The sequence below is a fragment of the Lentzea sokolovensis genome, assembly GCF_033949975.1.
GTDB lineage: Bacteria > Actinomycetota > Actinomycetes > Mycobacteriales > Pseudonocardiaceae > Lentzea > Lentzea sokolovensis.
This window is the reverse complement of record NZ_JAXAVU010000004.1, coordinates 137,800-154,276: the sequence shown is the minus strand read 5'-3', so window position 1 is coordinate 154,276 and position 16,477 is coordinate 137,800. Positions and strand designations below refer to the sequence as shown.

13 protein-coding genes are annotated in these 16,477 nt (G+C 69.5%); 4 read left to right on the top strand and 9 right to left on the bottom strand.

All coding sequences use genetic code 11. The annotated features are described in order from the left end of the window. Positions 1-272 precede the first annotated feature (272 nt). Positions 273-2,036 (top strand): hypothetical protein, encoded by a 1,764-nt coding sequence (locus SK854_RS06180; protein WP_319974009.1) that lies wholly within the window; start codon positions 273-275, stop codon positions 2,034-2,036. A gap of 221 nt (positions 2,037-2,257) precedes the next feature. Here SK854_RS06180 and acnA read toward each other — a convergent pair whose 3' ends face one another. The 9 genes from acnA to SK854_RS06135 all read right to left on the bottom strand — a co-directional run bounded on the left by acnA (position 2,258) and on the right by SK854_RS06135 (position 13,693). Further along, positions 2,258-4,888, bottom strand: coding sequence for an aconitate hydratase AcnA (gene acnA / locus SK854_RS06175; RefSeq protein WP_319974008.1), 2,631 nt, complete (start codon positions 4,886-4,888; stop codon positions 2,258-2,260). Further along, a complete protein-coding gene (locus SK854_RS06170) occupies positions 4,888-5,931 on the bottom strand; it encodes an Ldh family oxidoreductase (protein WP_319974007.1) in 1,044 nt (347 codons plus the stop codon). The genes acnA and SK854_RS06170 overlap by 1 nt, the downstream gene beginning before the upstream one ends. After that, positions 5,928-6,557 (bottom strand): 3-oxo-tetronate 4-phosphate decarboxylase, encoded by a 630-nt coding sequence (gene otnC / locus SK854_RS06165; RefSeq protein WP_319974006.1) that lies wholly within the window; start codon positions 6,555-6,557, stop codon positions 5,928-5,930. Before otnC ends, SK854_RS06170 begins: the two co-directional genes overlap by 4 nt. Then, positions 6,554-7,798, bottom strand: a complete 1,245-nt coding sequence (gene otnK, locus SK854_RS06160) for a 3-oxo-tetronate kinase (protein ID WP_319974005.1) — start codon at positions 7,796-7,798, stop codon at positions 6,554-6,556. Before otnK ends, otnC begins: the two co-directional genes overlap by 4 nt. Beyond that, positions 7,795-8,454: an aspartate/glutamate racemase family protein gene (locus tag SK854_RS06155; RefSeq protein ID WP_319974004.1), complete on the bottom strand. Its 660-nt coding sequence runs from the start codon at positions 8,452-8,454 to the stop codon at positions 7,795-7,797. Before SK854_RS06155 ends, otnK begins: the two co-directional genes overlap by 4 nt. Beyond that, on the bottom strand, positions 8,451-9,542 hold the full coding sequence (locus SK854_RS06150; protein WP_319974003.1) for an isocitrate/isopropylmalate dehydrogenase family protein: 1,092 nt from the start codon (positions 9,540-9,542) through the stop codon (positions 8,451-8,453). The genes SK854_RS06155 and SK854_RS06150 overlap by 4 nt, the downstream gene beginning before the upstream one ends. A gap of 65 nt (positions 9,543-9,607) precedes the next feature. Beyond that, positions 9,608-10,735, bottom strand: coding sequence for an ABC transporter ATP-binding protein (locus SK854_RS06145; RefSeq protein WP_319974002.1), 1,128 nt, complete (start codon positions 10,733-10,735; stop codon positions 9,608-9,610). Beyond that, positions 10,728-12,494: an ABC transporter permease gene (locus tag SK854_RS06140; protein WP_319974001.1), complete on the bottom strand. Its 1,767-nt coding sequence runs from the start codon at positions 12,492-12,494 to the stop codon at positions 10,728-10,730. Before SK854_RS06140 ends, SK854_RS06145 begins: the two co-directional genes overlap by 8 nt. Before the next feature lie 32 nt (positions 12,495-12,526). Further along, positions 12,527-13,693 (bottom strand): ABC transporter substrate-binding protein, encoded by a 1,167-nt coding sequence (locus SK854_RS06135; RefSeq protein ID WP_319974000.1) that lies wholly within the window; start codon positions 13,691-13,693, stop codon positions 12,527-12,529. Between the two features lie 246 nt (positions 13,694-13,939). Between SK854_RS06135 and SK854_RS06130 the strand changes: the two genes are divergently transcribed. The 3 genes from SK854_RS06130 to rraA are packed head-to-tail and all read left to right on the top strand — an operon-like array spanning position 13,940 to position 16,318. Continuing rightward, a complete protein-coding gene (locus tag SK854_RS06130) occupies positions 13,940-14,635 on the top strand; it encodes a GntR family transcriptional regulator (protein WP_319973999.1) in 696 nt (231 codons plus the stop codon). Between the two features lie 56 nt (positions 14,636-14,691). Continuing rightward, positions 14,692-15,843 (top strand): MFS transporter, encoded by a 1,152-nt coding sequence (locus SK854_RS06125; RefSeq protein WP_319973998.1) that lies wholly within the window; start codon positions 14,692-14,694, stop codon positions 15,841-15,843. Beyond that, complete coding sequence (gene rraA / locus SK854_RS06120) at positions 15,833-16,318, top strand: ribonuclease E activity regulator RraA (RefSeq protein ID WP_319973997.1); 486 nt, start codon at positions 15,833-15,835, stop codon at positions 16,316-16,318. Before SK854_RS06125 ends, rraA begins: the two co-directional genes overlap by 11 nt. Positions 16,319-16,477: the final 159 nt, after the last annotated feature.

The window sequence follows — 16,477 nt, the reverse complement described above, 5'->3', positions numbered from 1 at the left end:
TCGTGCCGTGAGCGTGGGAATCCGCACTCGCGGGCCTCGCGCACCTTGTCGAAGTGGTTGACGCCGTCAGTTCTATCGGCACACACGATCCCGCGCAGTGCGAAATTCAATCCGCACCTGAAGTATCGCAGCCGACCTCTCGCCTCTCGTGTCATGAGTCCGCTTGGGACTCAAACCCAGTAGATTCGGGCTGCTCGCAGGACATTGAGCCGTAGACTCCTGCGGTCGACGCCGACAAGGTCCGGCCGTTGCGCCGGTGGGGAGAAGATCGCATGCAGGACCCTTCGGACTCGATGGAGATCGCCGAGCCTGTGCTGAGCGGCCGGAGCGATACCACCGACGCGCCTGTCGGGGATGATCCGACATCCGACTCGGACAGCAACCCGACGTCGACGGTCCTGGTGGAGGTGCTCCCCGGGGTGGCTGTCGTCGCTGGTGAGGTTCCGCCGGAACTGAGGCCTGATCTGATCGACTTCGGGATCGTGCCGGCTGCCGACCGCAAGCAGATCTCAGCGATCCTCGCATCGGTGGGGAACGCGGCGACCGTGGTCGGCAATCTCGGGAACGCGTTCGCCAGCGTGCAGGGGCTCTACAGGATCGGCGACACGGCACAGGCCTTGCTGAGGAGCGGCGCGACGCTCGCCGTCAAGGACGGCGGGAACCTCGGAGCGGTGACAGGTCCTGGCGGCATCCTGCATCAGGCCCGCTTCTACCCCGTGAACGCGGTGAGCAAGGCGCAGATCATGGCCTCGGTCGGGCCGGCACTGGCCATGGTCGCTTTGCAGATGATGCTGAACGAGGTCTCGGGCCTTGTCAGGACCAATCTCGCGGTGACGAACCAGGTCCTCACCACCATCCGCAAGGAGCAGTGGGCCGAACTGACGGGCCTCGTCGCCGCCGTCGATCGCGCGGTCGACCAGGCGCGAGAGATCGAGTCGGTCCCGACGTCGTTGTGGGACGACGTCGCGGGCAGTGGAGCGTTGCTGCGAAAGCAGCTCGAGCTCTACCAGGGAAACGTCCGCGACCACGTCAAGCGGACCGGTCGGGTCGACGCACGCGGTCACCGCGAGTACCTGCAGACGAACGCCGAGATCATCGCCTTCGACGTCCACGCCCTGCTGTCCTCTCTCAACGCATGGACGGGGTATCACGCGCTGCGCGCCGCAAGGGCGAGAGCCGCTGGACCTGAAGACGCTGCCGAGGCGCACTATGCAGAGGTCATCGCCCGCGACACCCGCGTGGAGTTCGACTCGACCCTCGCCGAGATGACCGGCCTCATCGACGCGCTGGTCCGGGAGCTTCGGATCACAGCCGAGCTCCGCGATCCCGACGCATGGCCGCTGTTGGGGAAGCGGAAGGACCTGAAGGCAGCTCGCGAAATCTCCGCCCGGCTTCTGGAGGCGATCGAGCCACTTGCCGACGCTCTCCACCCGCCGGTCCCTCCGCTCGAGGTCCCTGACGTCATCTGCGGACCCGAGTCGCTGGACTCAGAGCCGTACCTTCGCGTTCTGCGGTGGCTCTTCGACGACGGTGAGACTCTGCGTGCCCTCGGCTTCCCCGAGCAGCTCGACGACGATGGTCCCATTTCCGCGATCGTCGGTGGAGCGATGGGGATGTTGGCGGCAGCGATGGACAAGACCACGGACAGGACACTCGTCGCTGTCACGGATCGCCGCATCATCCTGGCCACGACGAACGCGTTCCTCGAGCAGGCCGAGATCCACCAGGACATCCCGATCGACCAGGTGCGCTACGTTCGAGTCCCGACCGCACTGGACAGCAGTTCAGGCTTGGCCATCGACATCATCACGCGCGACGAGAACATCAGGTGGCTCTTCCACTCCGACGTCGACAACAGTCAAGTGGACGCGCTCGCCGCCGTGCTAGCCGAGTCGATGACGATCCCGGACGCCGAACGCGATGAGCTTCAACGGCGGCGCTATGCCTCCATTGAGACGGGCGAGAAGAGCGAGCGCGCCGGCATGAGGTCGACCGAACCGGCTGGATTCAAGGCCATGGCCTGCGATGCCGACTAGACCGCAAGCTTCTTGAACAGTTCGTTGCAGGCACTGGGTGCCGACATCATCGATGCCGGCCCGCGGGATCGGGCACGGCGGAGAAGCACTGGCCGACGCCACCGCCTTCGACCCGTCCGAAGTGGACCCGAGGCCCGACAAGGTAGAGATCACGTGGTCCGCAACCAGCCCCAAAGGCTTCGGTTCGCCTGGTCGTGGTCGCCGGGCGCCTTGCTGCCGGATCACCGCCGCGCGCTGATCATCGACCTCAGCACGTAGTGGAGGATGCCGCCGTGCTGGTAGTACTCCTGCTCCCGGACCGTGTCGAGCCGGACCGCGACGTCGAACCTGCGGTCGTCGGCGAGCACGGTCGCTGTCGCCGGGAAGGCGCCTGGCCGGGCATCGGCGAGGCCGATGACGTGGAAGGTCTCGTGGCCGGTCAGCCCCAGCGAGTCGGCGGTGTCGCCTTCGAGGAACTGCAGGGGGAGTATCGCCATGCCGATCAGGTTGGAACGGTGGATTCGCTCGAACGATTCGGCCAGCACCGCCTTGACGCCCAGGAGAGCCGGGCCCTTCGCCGCCCAGTCGCGTGAGGATCCCGCGCCGTAGTCGCGGCCGGCGAGGATCAGCAGCGGTACTCCTGCCGACCTGTAGGACATCGCGGCGTCGTAGACCGGTTTCGCCTCACCGTCGGTGAAGTCGAGCGTCGTGCCACCCTCGACGCCCGGTACGAGGTGGTTGCGCAGCCGGACGTTGGCAAGAGTGCCGCGCATCATCACCTCGTGGTTTCCGCGGCGGGAGGCGTAGGTGTTCAGGTCGAACCGGCGGACGCCGAGTTCGGTCAGGTAGCGGCCCGCGGGGGTGTGCGGCGGGATGGCGCCCGCGGGGGAGAGGTGGTCGGTGGTGACGGAGTCGCCGAGCTTCACCAACGCCCGTGCGCCGCGGATGTCACGCACGGCCAGGGGATCGGCGGTCAGGTCGTCGAAGTACGGCGGTCGGCGCACATAGGTCGAGTCCTCATCCCACAAGAACGTCGCACCGTCCGCGGAATCCAAGGCACGCCAACGCTCATCACCGGTGAAGACGTCGGCGTAGGCGCGGGTGAACATGGCGGCGTCGAGCGTGCCGTCGATGACCTCCCGCACTTCCCTCGTGCTGGGCCAGATGTCACGCAGGTGCACCGGTTCGCCATCGGTGCCGGTGCCCAGTGGGTCGGTGGTGAGGTCGATGTCCATCGTGCCTGCCAACGCGTAGGCGACCACCAGCGGTGGCGAGGCGAGGTAGTTCAGTCGCACGTCGGGGTTGATGCGGCCGTCGAAGTTGCGGTTGCCCGACAGCACCGACACGACGCTGAGGTCGTGCTCGTGCACGGCGGCCGAGACCTCGTCGATCAGCGGTCCGGAGGCGCCGATGCACGTCATGCAACCGTATCCGGTGAGGTGGAAGCCCAGCTGTTCCAGGTACGGCGTGAGTCCGGCCTTGTCGAAGTAGTCGGTGACGACCCGCGAACCGGGGGACAGGCTTGTCTTGACCCACGGTTGCGAGCGAAGCCCGCGGCGCACTGCGTTGCGGGCCAACAAAGCGGCGGCGACCATCACCTCCGGGTTGGAGGTGTTGGTGCACGACGTGATGGCCGCGATCGCCACCGCGCCGTGCCCGATCTCGTGTTCCGCGCCCGCCAACGTGATCGGGGCGCGCGTGGCGCCGGCCACCGAGTCCAGCAACGAGGCCTGTGCGCGGTCGAGCGGCACGCGGTCCTGCGGACGACGTGGGCCGGCCAGTGACGGGACGACGGTGTCCAGGTGGAGCTCGATGGTTTCCGAGTAGCGCGGAGGCTGGTCCGGCTGGTGCCAGAGGCCCTGTTCCTTCGCGTAGACCTCGACGAGAGCCACGTGGTCGTCCGATCGGCCGGTGAACCTGAGGTATCGCAGCGTCTCGTCGTCGATGGGGAAGTAGGCGCAGGTCGAGCCGAACTCGGGGCTCATGTTGGCGATCGTCGCCCGGTCCGCGAGGCTGAGCGCCGCGACGCCGGGGCCGGAGAACTCGACGAACGCGCCGACGACGCCGTGCCGCCGCATCAGCTCGGTGATCGTGAGCACCAGATCGGTGGCGGTCGATCCTTCGGGGAGGGCGCCGTGCAGGCGCACGCCGACTACGCGGGGCAGCGGCATCGACAACGACTGGCCCAGCATCACCGCCTCCGCCTCGATACCGCCGATGCCCCAGCCCAGAACACCCAGCCCGTTGACCATCGTCGTGTGCGAGTCGGTGCCGAGGCAGATGTCGGGGTAGGCCCACCCGTCGTGCGTCATCACCACGCGCGCGAGGTGTTCGAGGTTGACCTGGTGCATGATCCCGGTGCCGGGCGGGACGACCGTGAATCCACGCAACGCCTGCTGTCCCCAGCGCAGGAAGCGGTAGCGCTCGGCGTTGCGGGTGTACTCGATCTCGACGTTGCGCACGGCCGCGTCGGGTCTGCCGAAGACGTCGGCGATGACGGAGTGATCGACGACCAGTTCGGCGGGGATCGACGGGTTGACCGCCGAGGCGTCCGCACCGAACGCGGCGGCGGCGTCGCGCATCGCGGCGAGGTCGGCGAGCACCGGAACACCGTTGGTGTCGTGCAGGAACACCCGCGCGGCGTGCAGGTCGACCGCCGCGGATCCGGGTGATCCCCAGGACAGCAGCGACTCGATCTGCGCGGCCGTCACTGTCACGCCGTCCTCGTGGCGCAGCAGGCTTTCCAGCACGATCTTGAGGCTGTAGGGCAGGTCGGGCGGTGCCACATCGGTGATTCGGTGGATCCGGTGCCGTGAGCCGCGGACGTCGATGGTGTCCGCGGTGCGGAAGCTGTCACGGAGGTCGACGTGCATCAGGCCACCGCCTTCACGTCGTAGTCCGCGGCGAGCGAACGCAACTCGTCGAGGGTCTTGGAGGGGAGGGAGATGCCGGTCTGATGGGACAAGGCCTCGGCTCTGGCCTCGATCTCGCCGGGGTGGAAGATCTCGTCGACCCCGGCGGCCTTCGGCACCGCCTTGGTGGTGGTGATCAGGTCGTCGACGCGGTGACCGAAGTCGTCCGGGTCGATCACGGCGTCAACGCGCAGCGCGAGGACGAGGTGCCCGCAGCCGCTGCGCTGGTCGGGAACATAGGGCCCTGTGACGCCGGTGGCGTAAGAGCTACCGGTGAGCACTCCGGACAGGACGTCCATCATGAACGCGATGCCGTAACCCTTGTGGCCGCCCATCGGCGCCAGGATTCCCTCGATCGCCGCCCGTGGGTCGGTGGTCGGTACGCCGCTGCTGTCGAGCGCCCAGCCTTCGGGGACGTCTTCCCCGCGGTGCAGTGCGGCGTAGATCTTGCCCCTGGCCACACCGGTGTTCGCGATGTCGAGCACGACCGGGCCGTGGTTCCCGCCGGGTGTGGCGATGGACCACGGGTTGGCGCCCACGGTCTTCTCGCGTCCGCCCCACGGTGCCATGGCGGGGCTGCCGTTGGTGGTGAGGATGCCGACGCACCCGGCGTCGGCCATGCGGCGCGTCCAGTAGGAGGCCGTGCCGAAGTGGTTGCTGTTGCGGACCGCGACCACACTGACGCCGTGCTCGCTTGCCCGGCGGACGGCGTCGCGGCAGGCGAGGTCGGTGACGACCTGGCCCACTCCGTGCCGTCCGTCCAGCACCGCCACCGCTCCCATGTCGACCACGGTTCTGGTGTCGGTGACGGCGGTCATCGCACCGGAGCGCAGTCGCGCGACGTACCAGCCCAGGCGCAGCACACCGTGCGATGGATGGCCCTGCGCGTCGGCGGTGACGAGGCTGTCGGCGACCAGCCGCGCGTCCGCTTCCGGCACGCCGGCCGCTCGCAGGACGTCGGTGGCGAACCCGGTCAGTTCGGCCGGGTCGACGCGGGCGTTCATCGTGGCGTCCTCTCGCGGTCGCGCAGCGCGGCGACCTGTTCGGAGTCGAGCGGGCGGGTCCGGTGTCCGTGCAGGAGCAGGAACAACCGAGCGGTCTCCTCCAACTCCTCGATCGCGTCGGCCGCGGCCGACAGGTCGCCGCCCGCGACCACGGGACCGTGGTTGGCCAACAGGAACGCGAGGTGGTCCCGCGCGGTCCGTTCGGCGAGCGGCCCCAGCGAGGCGTCGCCGGGTGCGTGGTAGGGCAGCAACGGCACACGGCCGACCCGCATGACGTAGTACGCGGTCAACGGTGGTAGCACGTCAGCCGGATCCAGTCCGTCCAAACAGGACACCGCGACGGAGTGCGTGGAATGCAGGTGCACCACAGCGCCCGCGGTTGGCCGTGCCCGGTAGACGGCGGCGTGCAGGAAAGCCTCCTTGGACGGCTTAGGACCATCGAGGTGGTTGCCTGCCGCGTCGATGACCGACAGGCCGCCGGGGTCCAGGGCGCCCAGGCTCGCCCCGGTCGGGGTGACGAGGACCCGGTCGCCCTCCCGGACGCTGATGTTGCCGGTCCGGCCGAACGTCAGGCCACGGGCGAACATCGACGCACCGAGGGCTGCGATCTGCTCCCCGGAGGTCATGACGCCCCGTCCATCGCCCGGACGAGCAGGTCCGGCCGGCCGAAGTTGCCGGACTTGAGCAGCAGCCCGAGCGGCACTTCGCCGTCGCTGACGCACCACGGGACTCCGCGATCCTCTTCCGCCGTGACAAGGACGGTGCGGATGCCGAGCGCGGAGACGACCGCCCCGGAGGTCTCGCCGCCCGCGACGACGACTCGCCGGGCTCCCGCGGCGACCGCGGAGCGCGCGAGGCTTCCCAGCGTGCGCTCGAGGATCTCGGAGGTCGAAGGTCCCATCGCCGCGACCGCTGCCTCGCGCTGGTCCGGTGTGGCCGAGGAGTACAGCAGTACCGGGCCCCGGCCGGCGTGGTCGGCGAGCCAGGAGGCCGCTTTGGCGAGCAGGTCGTCCGGGTCAGGGGTCGACGCGGGGTCGAGCCGGTAGGAGGGGAACCGGGCGCGCGCCTGCTCGACCTGGTCGAGGGTGGCGGCCGAGCAACTGCCCGCCAGGATGACCCCCGGCCCCGCGGGCAGGCTCGCGCCGTCGTGGTCGGGTGAGGCTGCTGAACAGGCGCCGACCGCGCGGGCCAGGCCCGCACCACCGGTCAGCAACGCCAGGGAGGACGTCGCCTCCGCGACTGCGTCCAGGTCCGCGTCCGTGACGGCGTCCACGACGACGTGCCGTGTCCCCTGGGAGGCAAGGGTGGTGAGCCGGGAGCGGATCTCCTCGACCCCGGCTCGCACGGTGTTCAGCGGGAGGAGTCCAACCGGGTGCGGAGTCTGCCGGGTGAGTACCCGCACCAGGTTCGGGTCGGTCATCGGGGTGAGCGGGTGATGGCGCATCGATGACGCGGACAGCAGGACGTCCCCGACGAAGAGGTGCCCCAGGTAGGTGGTCCGTCCGTGCTCCGGTGACGCCGGGCAGACCACCGTCATGGCAGTGCCGGTGGCGTCGAGGAGCGCGTCGGTGACCGGGCCGATGTTGCCGGAGTCGGTGGAGTCGAACGTGGAGCAGTACTTGAAGTACGTCCGGCGGACACCGTTGCCCGCCAGCCACCGGTACGTCCGCAGCGACGCGTCGACGGCCTCCGCCGCCGGGACCGTGCGCGACTTGAGCGCGACGACCACGGCGTCGCAGGCGGGTAGCGGGCTCGTCGGGTCGGGTTCGCCGAACATCAGAACCGTGCGCAGCCCGGCGCGACGCAACGCGGCGGCCACGTCGGTGCCGCCGGTGTAGTCGTCCGCGACGCAGCCCAGCGCGGTCATGGCCGGGCCTCGAAGTGCTCTCGCAGGACGTCCACCGCCAGGCGCGGCGGGCTGAGCACCGGCACGGACACGGCCGCTTCCACCGCGGAGTGCGCTGGGGCCAGCGAGAACTGGCCGAGCACGATGAGGTCCGCGCCGGGTTCCGCACGCCGGGCCTCGTCGGCCACGAGCCGGCCCAGCAGGGCGGTGTCACCCGCGGCCGCGCGTGACCCGTCGACCACGATGCCCGTGACGCGCACGTCGCCGATCCGGTCCCGCAGCCGCTCGACGGTGTCGGCCACACCGGCACGCACCGGCCCGAGCACCGCGACCGCGGCCGGTTCGTGGCTCGCGACCTGGTCGAACAGCGCCTGGTCGGACGACAGGACCGGTACGCGGTGGTCCGCCGCCGCTTCGAGCGCGACCGGTCCGTACATCGAGCACGTCAGCAGGACCGCGTCCGCGCCGCCGTCCACGGCGTGCCGGATCAGGCCGAGCATCCGCGCGCGCAACGCGGGGGTGACGCCTCCCGCCTCTTCGGCCTCGCTGATCAGCAGGTCGTCGAGGAGGTTCCACAGCCGCGCGCCGGGGAACCGGTCGGCGAAGGCGGCGAGTGCCGGCCCGATCGATGCCTGCGTGGCGTGCACGAGCGCCACGGTGGGGCGTTCGCCGCTCATGCGCCGATGAGGTCGACGACGGCCGCGGTGAACTCCGACGTCGAGGAGGAGCCACCCAGGTCCTTGGTGCAGGTGCCACCGGCCACCGCCGCGGCGACACCGGCCTCCACGCGGGCCGCCGCGTCCCGGAGCCGCTCGTCGTCGTGCTGGGTGGCCAGCCATTCGAGCAGCATCGCGCTGGAAAGGATCATCGCGATCGGGTTGGCGGCGTCGTGCCCGGCGATGTCGGGCGCGGAACCGTGGGCCGCCTGCGCCATGGCGTGGGTGTCGGAGGAGTTCAGCGACGGCGCGATGCCCAGCGACCCGGCGATCTCGCCCGCCAGGTCGGAGAGGATGTCGCCGAACATGTTCTCGGTGACGATGACGTCGAACGCGTCCGCCCGGCGCACGAGGTGCACGGTCATGGCGTCGATGTGGAAGTCGTCCACGGCGACGTCGGGGTAGCCGGCGGCGACCTCGCGGCACACGTCGCGGAACAGGCCGGTGGTCAGCTTGAGGACGTTGGCCTTGTGCACGATCGTCACCCGCTTGTCGCGGCGCTGCGCCAGGTCGAACGCCGAGCGCGCGATGCGCTCGACCGCCTGGCGGGTGATGATGCCCATCGCGATCGCCACGTCGGGGGTGGGCATGAACTCCCCGGTCCCGGCGTGGGTGTTGCGGTCGGCGTAGAAGCCCTCGGTGTTCTCCCGGACGATCACCAGGTCGGTGCCGGGCACGACCGCGTTGCCGCCGGGGAAGGCCTTGGCGGGCCTGATGTTCGCGTACAGGCCGAAGTGCTTGCGGATGGTCCCGCTCGGGTTGAGCTGGGACTTGAACGGCTCGGGGTAGGCGGCGCTGTCGTGCGGGCCGAGCAGCCACGCGTCGAGGCCCGCGAGGGTGTCCAACGTGGACGACGGGGTGTGGGCACCGTGTTCGGCGATGGCCGTGGCGCCGAGCGGGAGTTCGACCCACTCGGCGGGGTCGACGCCCGCCGCGGCGAGTGCGGCGTCGACGATCGCCACGGCCGACGGGACGATCTCGGGGCCGATGCCGTCACCGAGCAGGACACCGAGGCGGTACCGGCGGCTCGACTGCGTGTTCGTGGTCATGGGGCGCCTTTCGCGCAGGAGGGAACCGGGCCGTGTCGACGGCCCAGGGACGTGGCGGTGCCGGGTCAGGCGGTGATGGTGAGCAGTTCCTCGGCTTCGCGGTTCGGCGTGACGGCCTCGGGGTAGAGCAGCGCCGCGGCGGGGTCGAACGCGAGCTTCACCGGACCGGTGAGACCACCCCAGGTGTTCTCGACCTGCACGACGTGGTTGCCCAGCTTCAGGTCGTACTCGTAGCGGGAGCCGACGTAGGAGCTGCTGAGCACCGAGGTGTCCAGGGCGTTGGCCGCGGGGCTGGGATGGTCGGCGGGGACGACGTCGAGCAGTTCCGGCCGGATCGCCACGGTCACGTCCTGCCCGGTGCTCACGTCGCGGGAGTGCTCGACCGTCACGGTGTCGCCACTGGCCTCCAGCCGCACGACGCTGCGGCCGTCGCCGTGGTGCTCTACCTTGCCGCGCAGGAAGTTGCACCGGCCGACGAACGCCGCGACCTCCGCGGTGGCGGGAGTCCGGTAGATCTCCTGCGGTGGTGCGATCTGCAGCATGTCGCCGCCGCTCATCACCGCGATCCGGTCGGACAGCGCGAGCGCCTCGTCCTGGTCGTGCGTGACGTACACGGTGGTGATGCCGAGGTCGAGCTGGAGCCGCTTGAGCCACGCCCTGGCCTGCTCGCGCAGCTTCGCGTCCAAATTGGACAGCGGCTCGTCCAGCAGCAGCACGGAAGGGGAGTAGACCAGCGCTCGGGCCAGTGCGACGCGTTGCTGCTGGCCGCCGGAGAGCTGGTGCGGGTAGCGGTCCTTCAGGTGAGCGAGTCCGACCTTCTCCAGCGCCTCGCCGATCAGCCGCGTCTGGTCGGCCTTCGAGACCTTGCGGATCTTCAACGGCATGGCCAGGTTCGCGTGGATGGTCATGTGCGGCCACAGCGCGTAGGACTGGAAGACCATGCCGAGGTTGCGCTCCTCCGGGGTGAGGAACACCTTGGCCTCGGTGTCGACGAACGTCCTGCCGCCGACCGCGATCGACCCGCCGGTGGGCCGTTCCAGGCCCGCGATGCAGTTGAGCGTGGTGGACTTGCCGCACCCGCTCGGACCCAGCAGCGTGAAGAACTCCCCGTCGCGGATGGTGAAGCTGTTCTCCTGCAGCACGGTGGTGTCCCCGAACCGCTTCAGCAACCTGTCGACCACGACCTCAGGCATCGTTCTTCCCCTTCATCAGTAGACCCGCGATGCCGACGAACGCGGCGGTGATGGCGATCTGGATGGTGGCCAGCGCGGCGACCGAGCCGGTGTTGCCCTGCACCCACAGTTCGAGCATGGTGGTGCCGATGATGTTGGAGTCCGCCGAGGCGAGGAAGATCGCGGGCGAGTACTCCTTGAGCATGGTGACGAACGTCAGGATCATCGCCCCCGCGAACGCCGGAGTGAGCAGCCTGCCGAGCACCCACGTGAACGTGCGGACCCAGTCGGCGCCCGACACCCTGGCGGCGTTGTCGAGTTCCTGGCCGATCTGCATCACCGACGGGGCGATGGATCCGAAACCGGTGGGCAGCGCGCGCAGGCCGAAGCCGATGACCAGTGCCACCAACGTTCCCTGGACGAGTCCGCCCGCGCCGAACGGCAGGTAGGCGAACGCCCAGAACAACCCGATGCCGATGATGATCCCCGGCACGGCCTGCGGTGCCAGTGCCAGGTACTCGACCGCGCGGCGGAACCGGAAGGTGGACCGCCGGGCGACCAGCACCGCCAGCACCGACAGCAGGCTCACCAGCACCGCTCCCACACCGGCGACGATCAGACTGTTCCAGATGGACTGGGTGTAGGCCTCGAAGCTGAAGATCCGCTCGTAGTTGTTGGAGGTCAACGTTTTGAACGGCGACTGCAGCGGCGTGAAGATCAGCGTGAACGACCGGAAGACCAGCCCGGCGATCGGCAGGAACGCGCCGAACACGACGTACAGGGTGATCGCCACGACGCCGACCCACTGCACCCGGCCGAGGTCCAGCCGTCGTGGCCGGGTCGCCTTGCCCCGCACCGACACGAACCGCTGCGCCTCCTTGAGCAGCTTGGCCTGCACGGCGACCAGACTGACCGTGACCAGCAGGATGATCGTCGACGCCGCACCGAGGATGCCGTAGTCGGGGTTGATCGACTGCAGACCGTTGGTGTACAGGAAGGTCGAGAAGACGTCGATGCCCACCGGCTGGCCGTAGAGCAGCGGGACGGACAGCGTCTCCACCGACATGCTGAACACCAGGATCGAGCTGTAGACCATCGGCGGGCGCAACATCGGGATCACGACGGAGAACAGGATCCGCACCGGTCCGGCGCCGCAGACCTGCGCGGCGCTCTCCAGCGAGGCGTCGGACTTGCGCAGGGCGTTGGCGCAGAACACGTAGGCGATCGGGGCGAGCGCCACCGCCTCGGTGATCGCCATCCCGGGGATGGAGTAGAGGTTCCACGGCACCACACCGAGCCAGGACTTCACCTGCACGCTGATGAATCCGGCGGGTCCGTAGAGCGTGATCCAGCCGAAGCCGAGGATCAGCGAGGAGATGAAGAACGGCCACTGCATGGCACCCGCGAAGACCCGGCCGAACGGCAACCTGGTGCGGACGACCAGGATCGCCATCGGCACGGCGATCAGCAGGGTCAGCACGGTGGTGGCGAGGGCGAACAGGGCGGTGTTGAGCACGACCCTGCCGAACCCGCCTTCGGTGAACAGGCGGGCGTAGTTGGAGGGGGTGAAGATTCCGCCGGCCTCGTAGAGCGGCCGGTCGAGGAAGGACTGGTAGAGGGTGGGGACCACCGGCGCGAGCACGAGTACTGCCAGGAAGGCCAGGACCGCGTACTGCACCCAGGTCTCGCGGCCGATGCCGAACGGACGCCGGTAGCGAGGTGCGGTGGGTGGTGGTTCGCCGCCTGCGGGAGGCGCCGGGTCGGTGAGGGTGGTGGACATCGTGCTGGCTCCGATCGTCGTCGTCCGGCGGCTCAGCGGGCCAGCAGGCCGTCCCAGCGCTGGACGAACTCCTTGACCCGCTCGTCGGGAACGAGCGAGTACTCGGCGCGGACGACGTTCTGCTCGCCGACCTTGTCGACGACTTCCTGGTAGGTGTGCAGGCCCGGAGCCGCCTTCACGTCATCGCGGTAGGAGGTCAGGCCGCCCTCGGCGATCGCCCGCTGACCTTCGCTGGAGAGCACGAAGTCCAGGAACAGCTTCGCGGTGTTCGCGTGCGGGGCCTTCGGCGTGATGCCGATGCCGCGCGGCAGCACCACGGTGCCGTCGTCGAGGAAGGTCACCTCGAACAGGCCGCCGCTGTTGGCCACGACGGGGTAGGCGGGGGCGCCGGAGATGAAGAACCCGACCAGGTACTCACCCGCGAGGATCTTCTCGGTCTGGGTGCCCGACGACGTCTCCGGCCGTGCCAGAGGCAGCAGCTTCTCCAGGCTCTCCCACGACTTCGGGTTCGCCCCCGCGTAGGCGTTCGACACGGTGAAGCCGAACGCGCCGTTGACGTCGCGGGTGGTGATCTTGTCCTTGAACTTCGCCGGGTCCTTGGCCACGATCTCGGCCAAGCTCTTCAGCCCAGTCGGCTTCTCCTGCACCAGCGCCGTGTTGTAGGCGATCGTCATCGGGTCCAGCGCCATCGCGTGGACGTTGGGCATCAGCTTCGCGAACTCCGGGAGCTTCGCGAGCTCAGGAGAGTCGTAGGCCAGCAGCCTGCTCGGGTCCTGCCCGTACTCCGCCCACGCCTGCGCGGCGTTCGACACCAGCACGTCCGCGGGGGAGGAACCGGTGGCCTGCTCGCTCAGCACCCGCTGGAACACCTCGTCGCTGTCGAGGTTGTTGGCCGAGATCTTGGTGACCCACGGGTACTTCTTCTTGAAGTCGCGGAACACCGGCTCCCAGTTCTCCTGGTCGGTGTTCGAGTAGATCGTGAGCTCGCCGCCCTCGGCCTTCGACCCGTCGATGATCTTGCTGTACTCGGCGGGGTAGTACGACGGCACCTGACCTTCGGCGATCACGTTCTCCGGCGCCACCGGGGTGTCGGAACCGCCACCGCAGGCCGCGGTCGCGCCGAGCGCGGCGACGGCCGCCACCGCTGCGAAGACGCGGGCTCCGCGTGTTCCTGGCGACTTCCCACGTGAACTGGTCATGTTCCGCTCCTTTGCGTGTGGCACCGGATGGCCGCGACGGCAGGATGCAGGTTATAACCTATATCCGTCAACCACAGGTGGGCTCCGGAGATCGCGGGAGGAGAGATCGACAAGCCTTTGAGCAGCCACTTTTCTGATCGAGTCACAACTTTGAACGCCGTGTGGCCCCTGCGACTCGACGTGCTCGCCTGGTGGAAACGTCTCGGGGCGGTGTAGGTTATAACCGAGCCCGAGGGAGGTCCTGTGATGGCGGAGCCCGCCGAACCCTTCATGACGAAGAGCGACTTCGCGTACACGACCCTGCGCGAGAAGATCCTGTCCGGCGAGTTCAAGCCGGGGGAGGTCCTCAACCAGGCGACGCTGGCGCGCGCCATCGGCATCAGCACGACGCCGCTGCGGGAGGGTTTGCGGCGGCTGAAGTCCGAAGGGCTGGTCGAGCTCGACGCCCACCGCGACGCCCGCGTCACCGAGCTGACCGCGGAGGAGGCGCGCGACCTGCTGGAGCTGCGCCGATCCCTCGACCCGCTCGCGGTCGCGCTCGCGGCGCAGCGGCGCACCAAGGCCGACATCCAGGAGATCCGCGCGGCGGTGAAGGGAGTGGAGCCGCTGCTGAGCAACCCCGGCGTCGACGACCTGATCGCGCACCGGCGCTTCCACGCCGCGCTCTACCGGGCGTCGCACAACGACCTGCTCATCACGACCCTCGACGGCCTGTGGGACAAGGCGGACCGCTATCGCAGGCTCGGCCTGGAAGTCGTGCGCAGCGAGGAAGAACGCGATCAGAAGACCGTGGAACACCACCAGCTGGTGGAGCACGTCATCGCGGGCGACTCCGACGCGGCCGCGGCCGTGATGCACCAGCACATCTCGACCAGCCTCGGCGCGAAGGCCGCGTCACGACTGGGCGTGAGCCCGACCGCGACACCTCGCGCGCTGCCCTGAGCGGCGCCGGCGAGCGACCGGCTCGCGGACTGCTGGTCCTCCTGCTCGCACACACCGTGCTCGTCCAGCTCGTGACGTTCGTGCTGCGCCCCACCTCCACCTACCGTGCGCTGGAACTGGGTGTGCCGTCGGCATGGCTGGGCGTGCTCTCGGCCGCGTTCGCGGTGGCGCCGCTGGTGCTGGCCATCCCGTCCGGACAGGCCGTCGACCGGCTCGGCGAACGCCGGGTGCTGCTCGCGGGCGCCGTGCTGATGTCCGCCTCCACCGGAGTGTTCGCGTTCCTCGGCGACGGGGTGGTGGGCCTGCTGGCCGGCAGCGTGCTGCTGGGCACCGGACACCTGTGCTCGGTGGTCGCACAACAAGCGCTCGTCGCGAACGTGACCGCGCCACACCGTTACGACGCCGCGTTCGGCTATTACACGTTCGCCGCCTCGCTCGGCCAAGCCGTCGGTCCGGGCTTGATCCTGCTGTTCGGCGGCGCCCGGACGATCCCGCACACCGGCACGATCTTCGGCGTCACGATCGCGATCACCGTCGTGCTGCTGGGCGTCACGATCGCGTTGCGCCCGCCCGCCACCGATCGTCCGGCCACTGAGGACGGTGAACCGGCGGGCCTGCGGGATCTCCTGCGCCGTCCAGGACTCCTGCGCGCCCTCACGGTCAGTTGCGTCGTGATCGCGGCCGTCGACATCACCCTGGTCTACCTGCCCGCGCTGGGAGCCGAACGCGGGATCGCCTCCGGCGCGGTCGGCGTGCTGCTCACGCTGCGGGCCGTGGCGTCGATGGGGTCGCGGCTGTTCCTGGGACGGCTTTCCGCCTGGCTCGGCCGACGCGCCCTGCTGGTGGGCAGCATCGCGCTGGCCGCCGCCGGTCTCGTCGCGGCGGCGGTGCCCATGCCGGTGTGGCTGCTCGGCCTCGTGGTCCTCGCCATCGGCCTGGGTCTCGGCGTCGGCCAGCCGCTCACGATGTCCTGGCTCGCGGAGTCGACCCCACCAGGCCTGCGAGGCCGAGCCATGTCGTTGCGTCTCACCGGAAACCGCGTCGGCCAGGTCGTCGTGCCGAGCGCGGCAGGTCTGCTCGCGGCAGGCGGCGGAGCTTCCGGAGTTCTCGTGCTGACAGCGGTGGGACTGACCGCCGCCGGAGTCGCCGCGGGCCGCCTTCAGCAGAACCCACCAACCGACAACGGAGACGCTCGAGATGACACCTGACACGTTCGCGACCGCGGACCTGTACGACGAGTTCGGCGACGCCCTCGACTCGTGCGACCTGCAGCTGCGCCAGTACGGCGGCCGCACCCGCTTCCGCGGACCCGCCGTGACCGTTCGCTGCCACGAGGACAACGCCCTGCTCAAGTCCGTGCTCAGCGAGCCGGGCGAAGGGCGGGTGCTCGTCGTCGACGGCGGCGGCTCACTGCATCGCGCGCTCATGGGTGACGTCATCGCGGGCATCGCGACCGGCAACGGCTGGGCGGGCGTGGTGATCAACGGCGCGGTGCGCGACGTCGTAGCCCTGGCGGCGCTGGACATCGGGGTCAAGGCACTCGGATCCAACCCGCGCAAGAGCACCAAAACCGGTGCCGGTGAACGCGACATCCCCGTCACGTTCGGCAGTGCCACCTTCACGCCGGGAGCCGAGGTCTACAGCGACGAGGACGGTGTCGTCGTGCTGCCGCGCTCTGGCTGACGTTTCCCTCGCGCCGGCCTGCGGTGTGGTCGTGCGGTGGGCGCGTTCGACGGCTTGCCTCCAGCAGGTTCCGGCGACCATCGGCGCGGCGCCCAGGGATGCTCACACAGCGCGGTGCCGACGACGGTCTGGGAGACCGCCGTGGCGTTGATCGAACGG

What these genes read in the sequence shown, in the direction of transcription:
- otnC (WP_319974006.1), bottom strand. Translation starts at nt 6,557, where the DNA reads ATGACCTCCGGGGAGCAGATCGCAGCCCTCGGTGCGTCGATGTTCGCC.
- SK854_RS06135 (WP_319974000.1), bottom strand. Translation starts at nt 13,693, where the DNA reads ATGACCAGTTCACGTGGGAAGTCGCCAGGAACACGCGGAGCCCGCGTC.
- SK854_RS06150 (WP_319974003.1), bottom strand. Translation starts at nt 9,542, where the DNA reads ATGACCACGAACACGCAGTCGAGCCGCCGGTACCGCCTCGGTGTCCTG.
- rraA (WP_319973997.1), top strand. Translation starts at nt 15,833, where the DNA reads ATGACACCTGACACGTTCGCGACCGCGGACCTGTACGACGAGTTCGGC.
- SK854_RS06140 (WP_319974001.1), bottom strand. Translation starts at nt 12,494, where the DNA reads ATGTCCACCACCCTCACCGACCCGGCGCCTCCCGCAGGCGGCGAACCA.
- acnA (WP_319974008.1), bottom strand. Translation starts at nt 4,888, where the DNA reads ATGCACGTCGACCTCCGTGACAGCTTCCGCACCGCGGACACCATCGAC.
- SK854_RS06180 (WP_319974009.1), top strand. Translation starts at nt 273, where the DNA reads ATGCAGGACCCTTCGGACTCGATGGAGATCGCCGAGCCTGTGCTGAGC.
- otnK (WP_319974005.1), bottom strand. Translation starts at nt 7,798, where the DNA reads ATGACCGCGCTGGGCTGCGTCGCGGACGACTACACCGGCGGCACCGAC.
- SK854_RS06145 (WP_319974002.1), bottom strand. Translation starts at nt 10,735, where the DNA reads ATGCCTGAGGTCGTGGTCGACAGGTTGCTGAAGCGGTTCGGGGACACC.
- SK854_RS06155 (WP_319974004.1), bottom strand. Translation starts at nt 8,454, where the DNA reads ATGAGCGGCGAACGCCCCACCGTGGCGCTCGTGCACGCCACGCAGGCA.
- SK854_RS06170 (WP_319974007.1), bottom strand. Translation starts at nt 5,931, where the DNA reads ATGAACGCCCGCGTCGACCCGGCCGAACTGACCGGGTTCGCCACCGAC.
- SK854_RS06130 (WP_319973999.1), top strand. Translation starts at nt 13,940, where the DNA reads ATGGCGGAGCCCGCCGAACCCTTCATGACGAAGAGCGACTTCGCGTAC.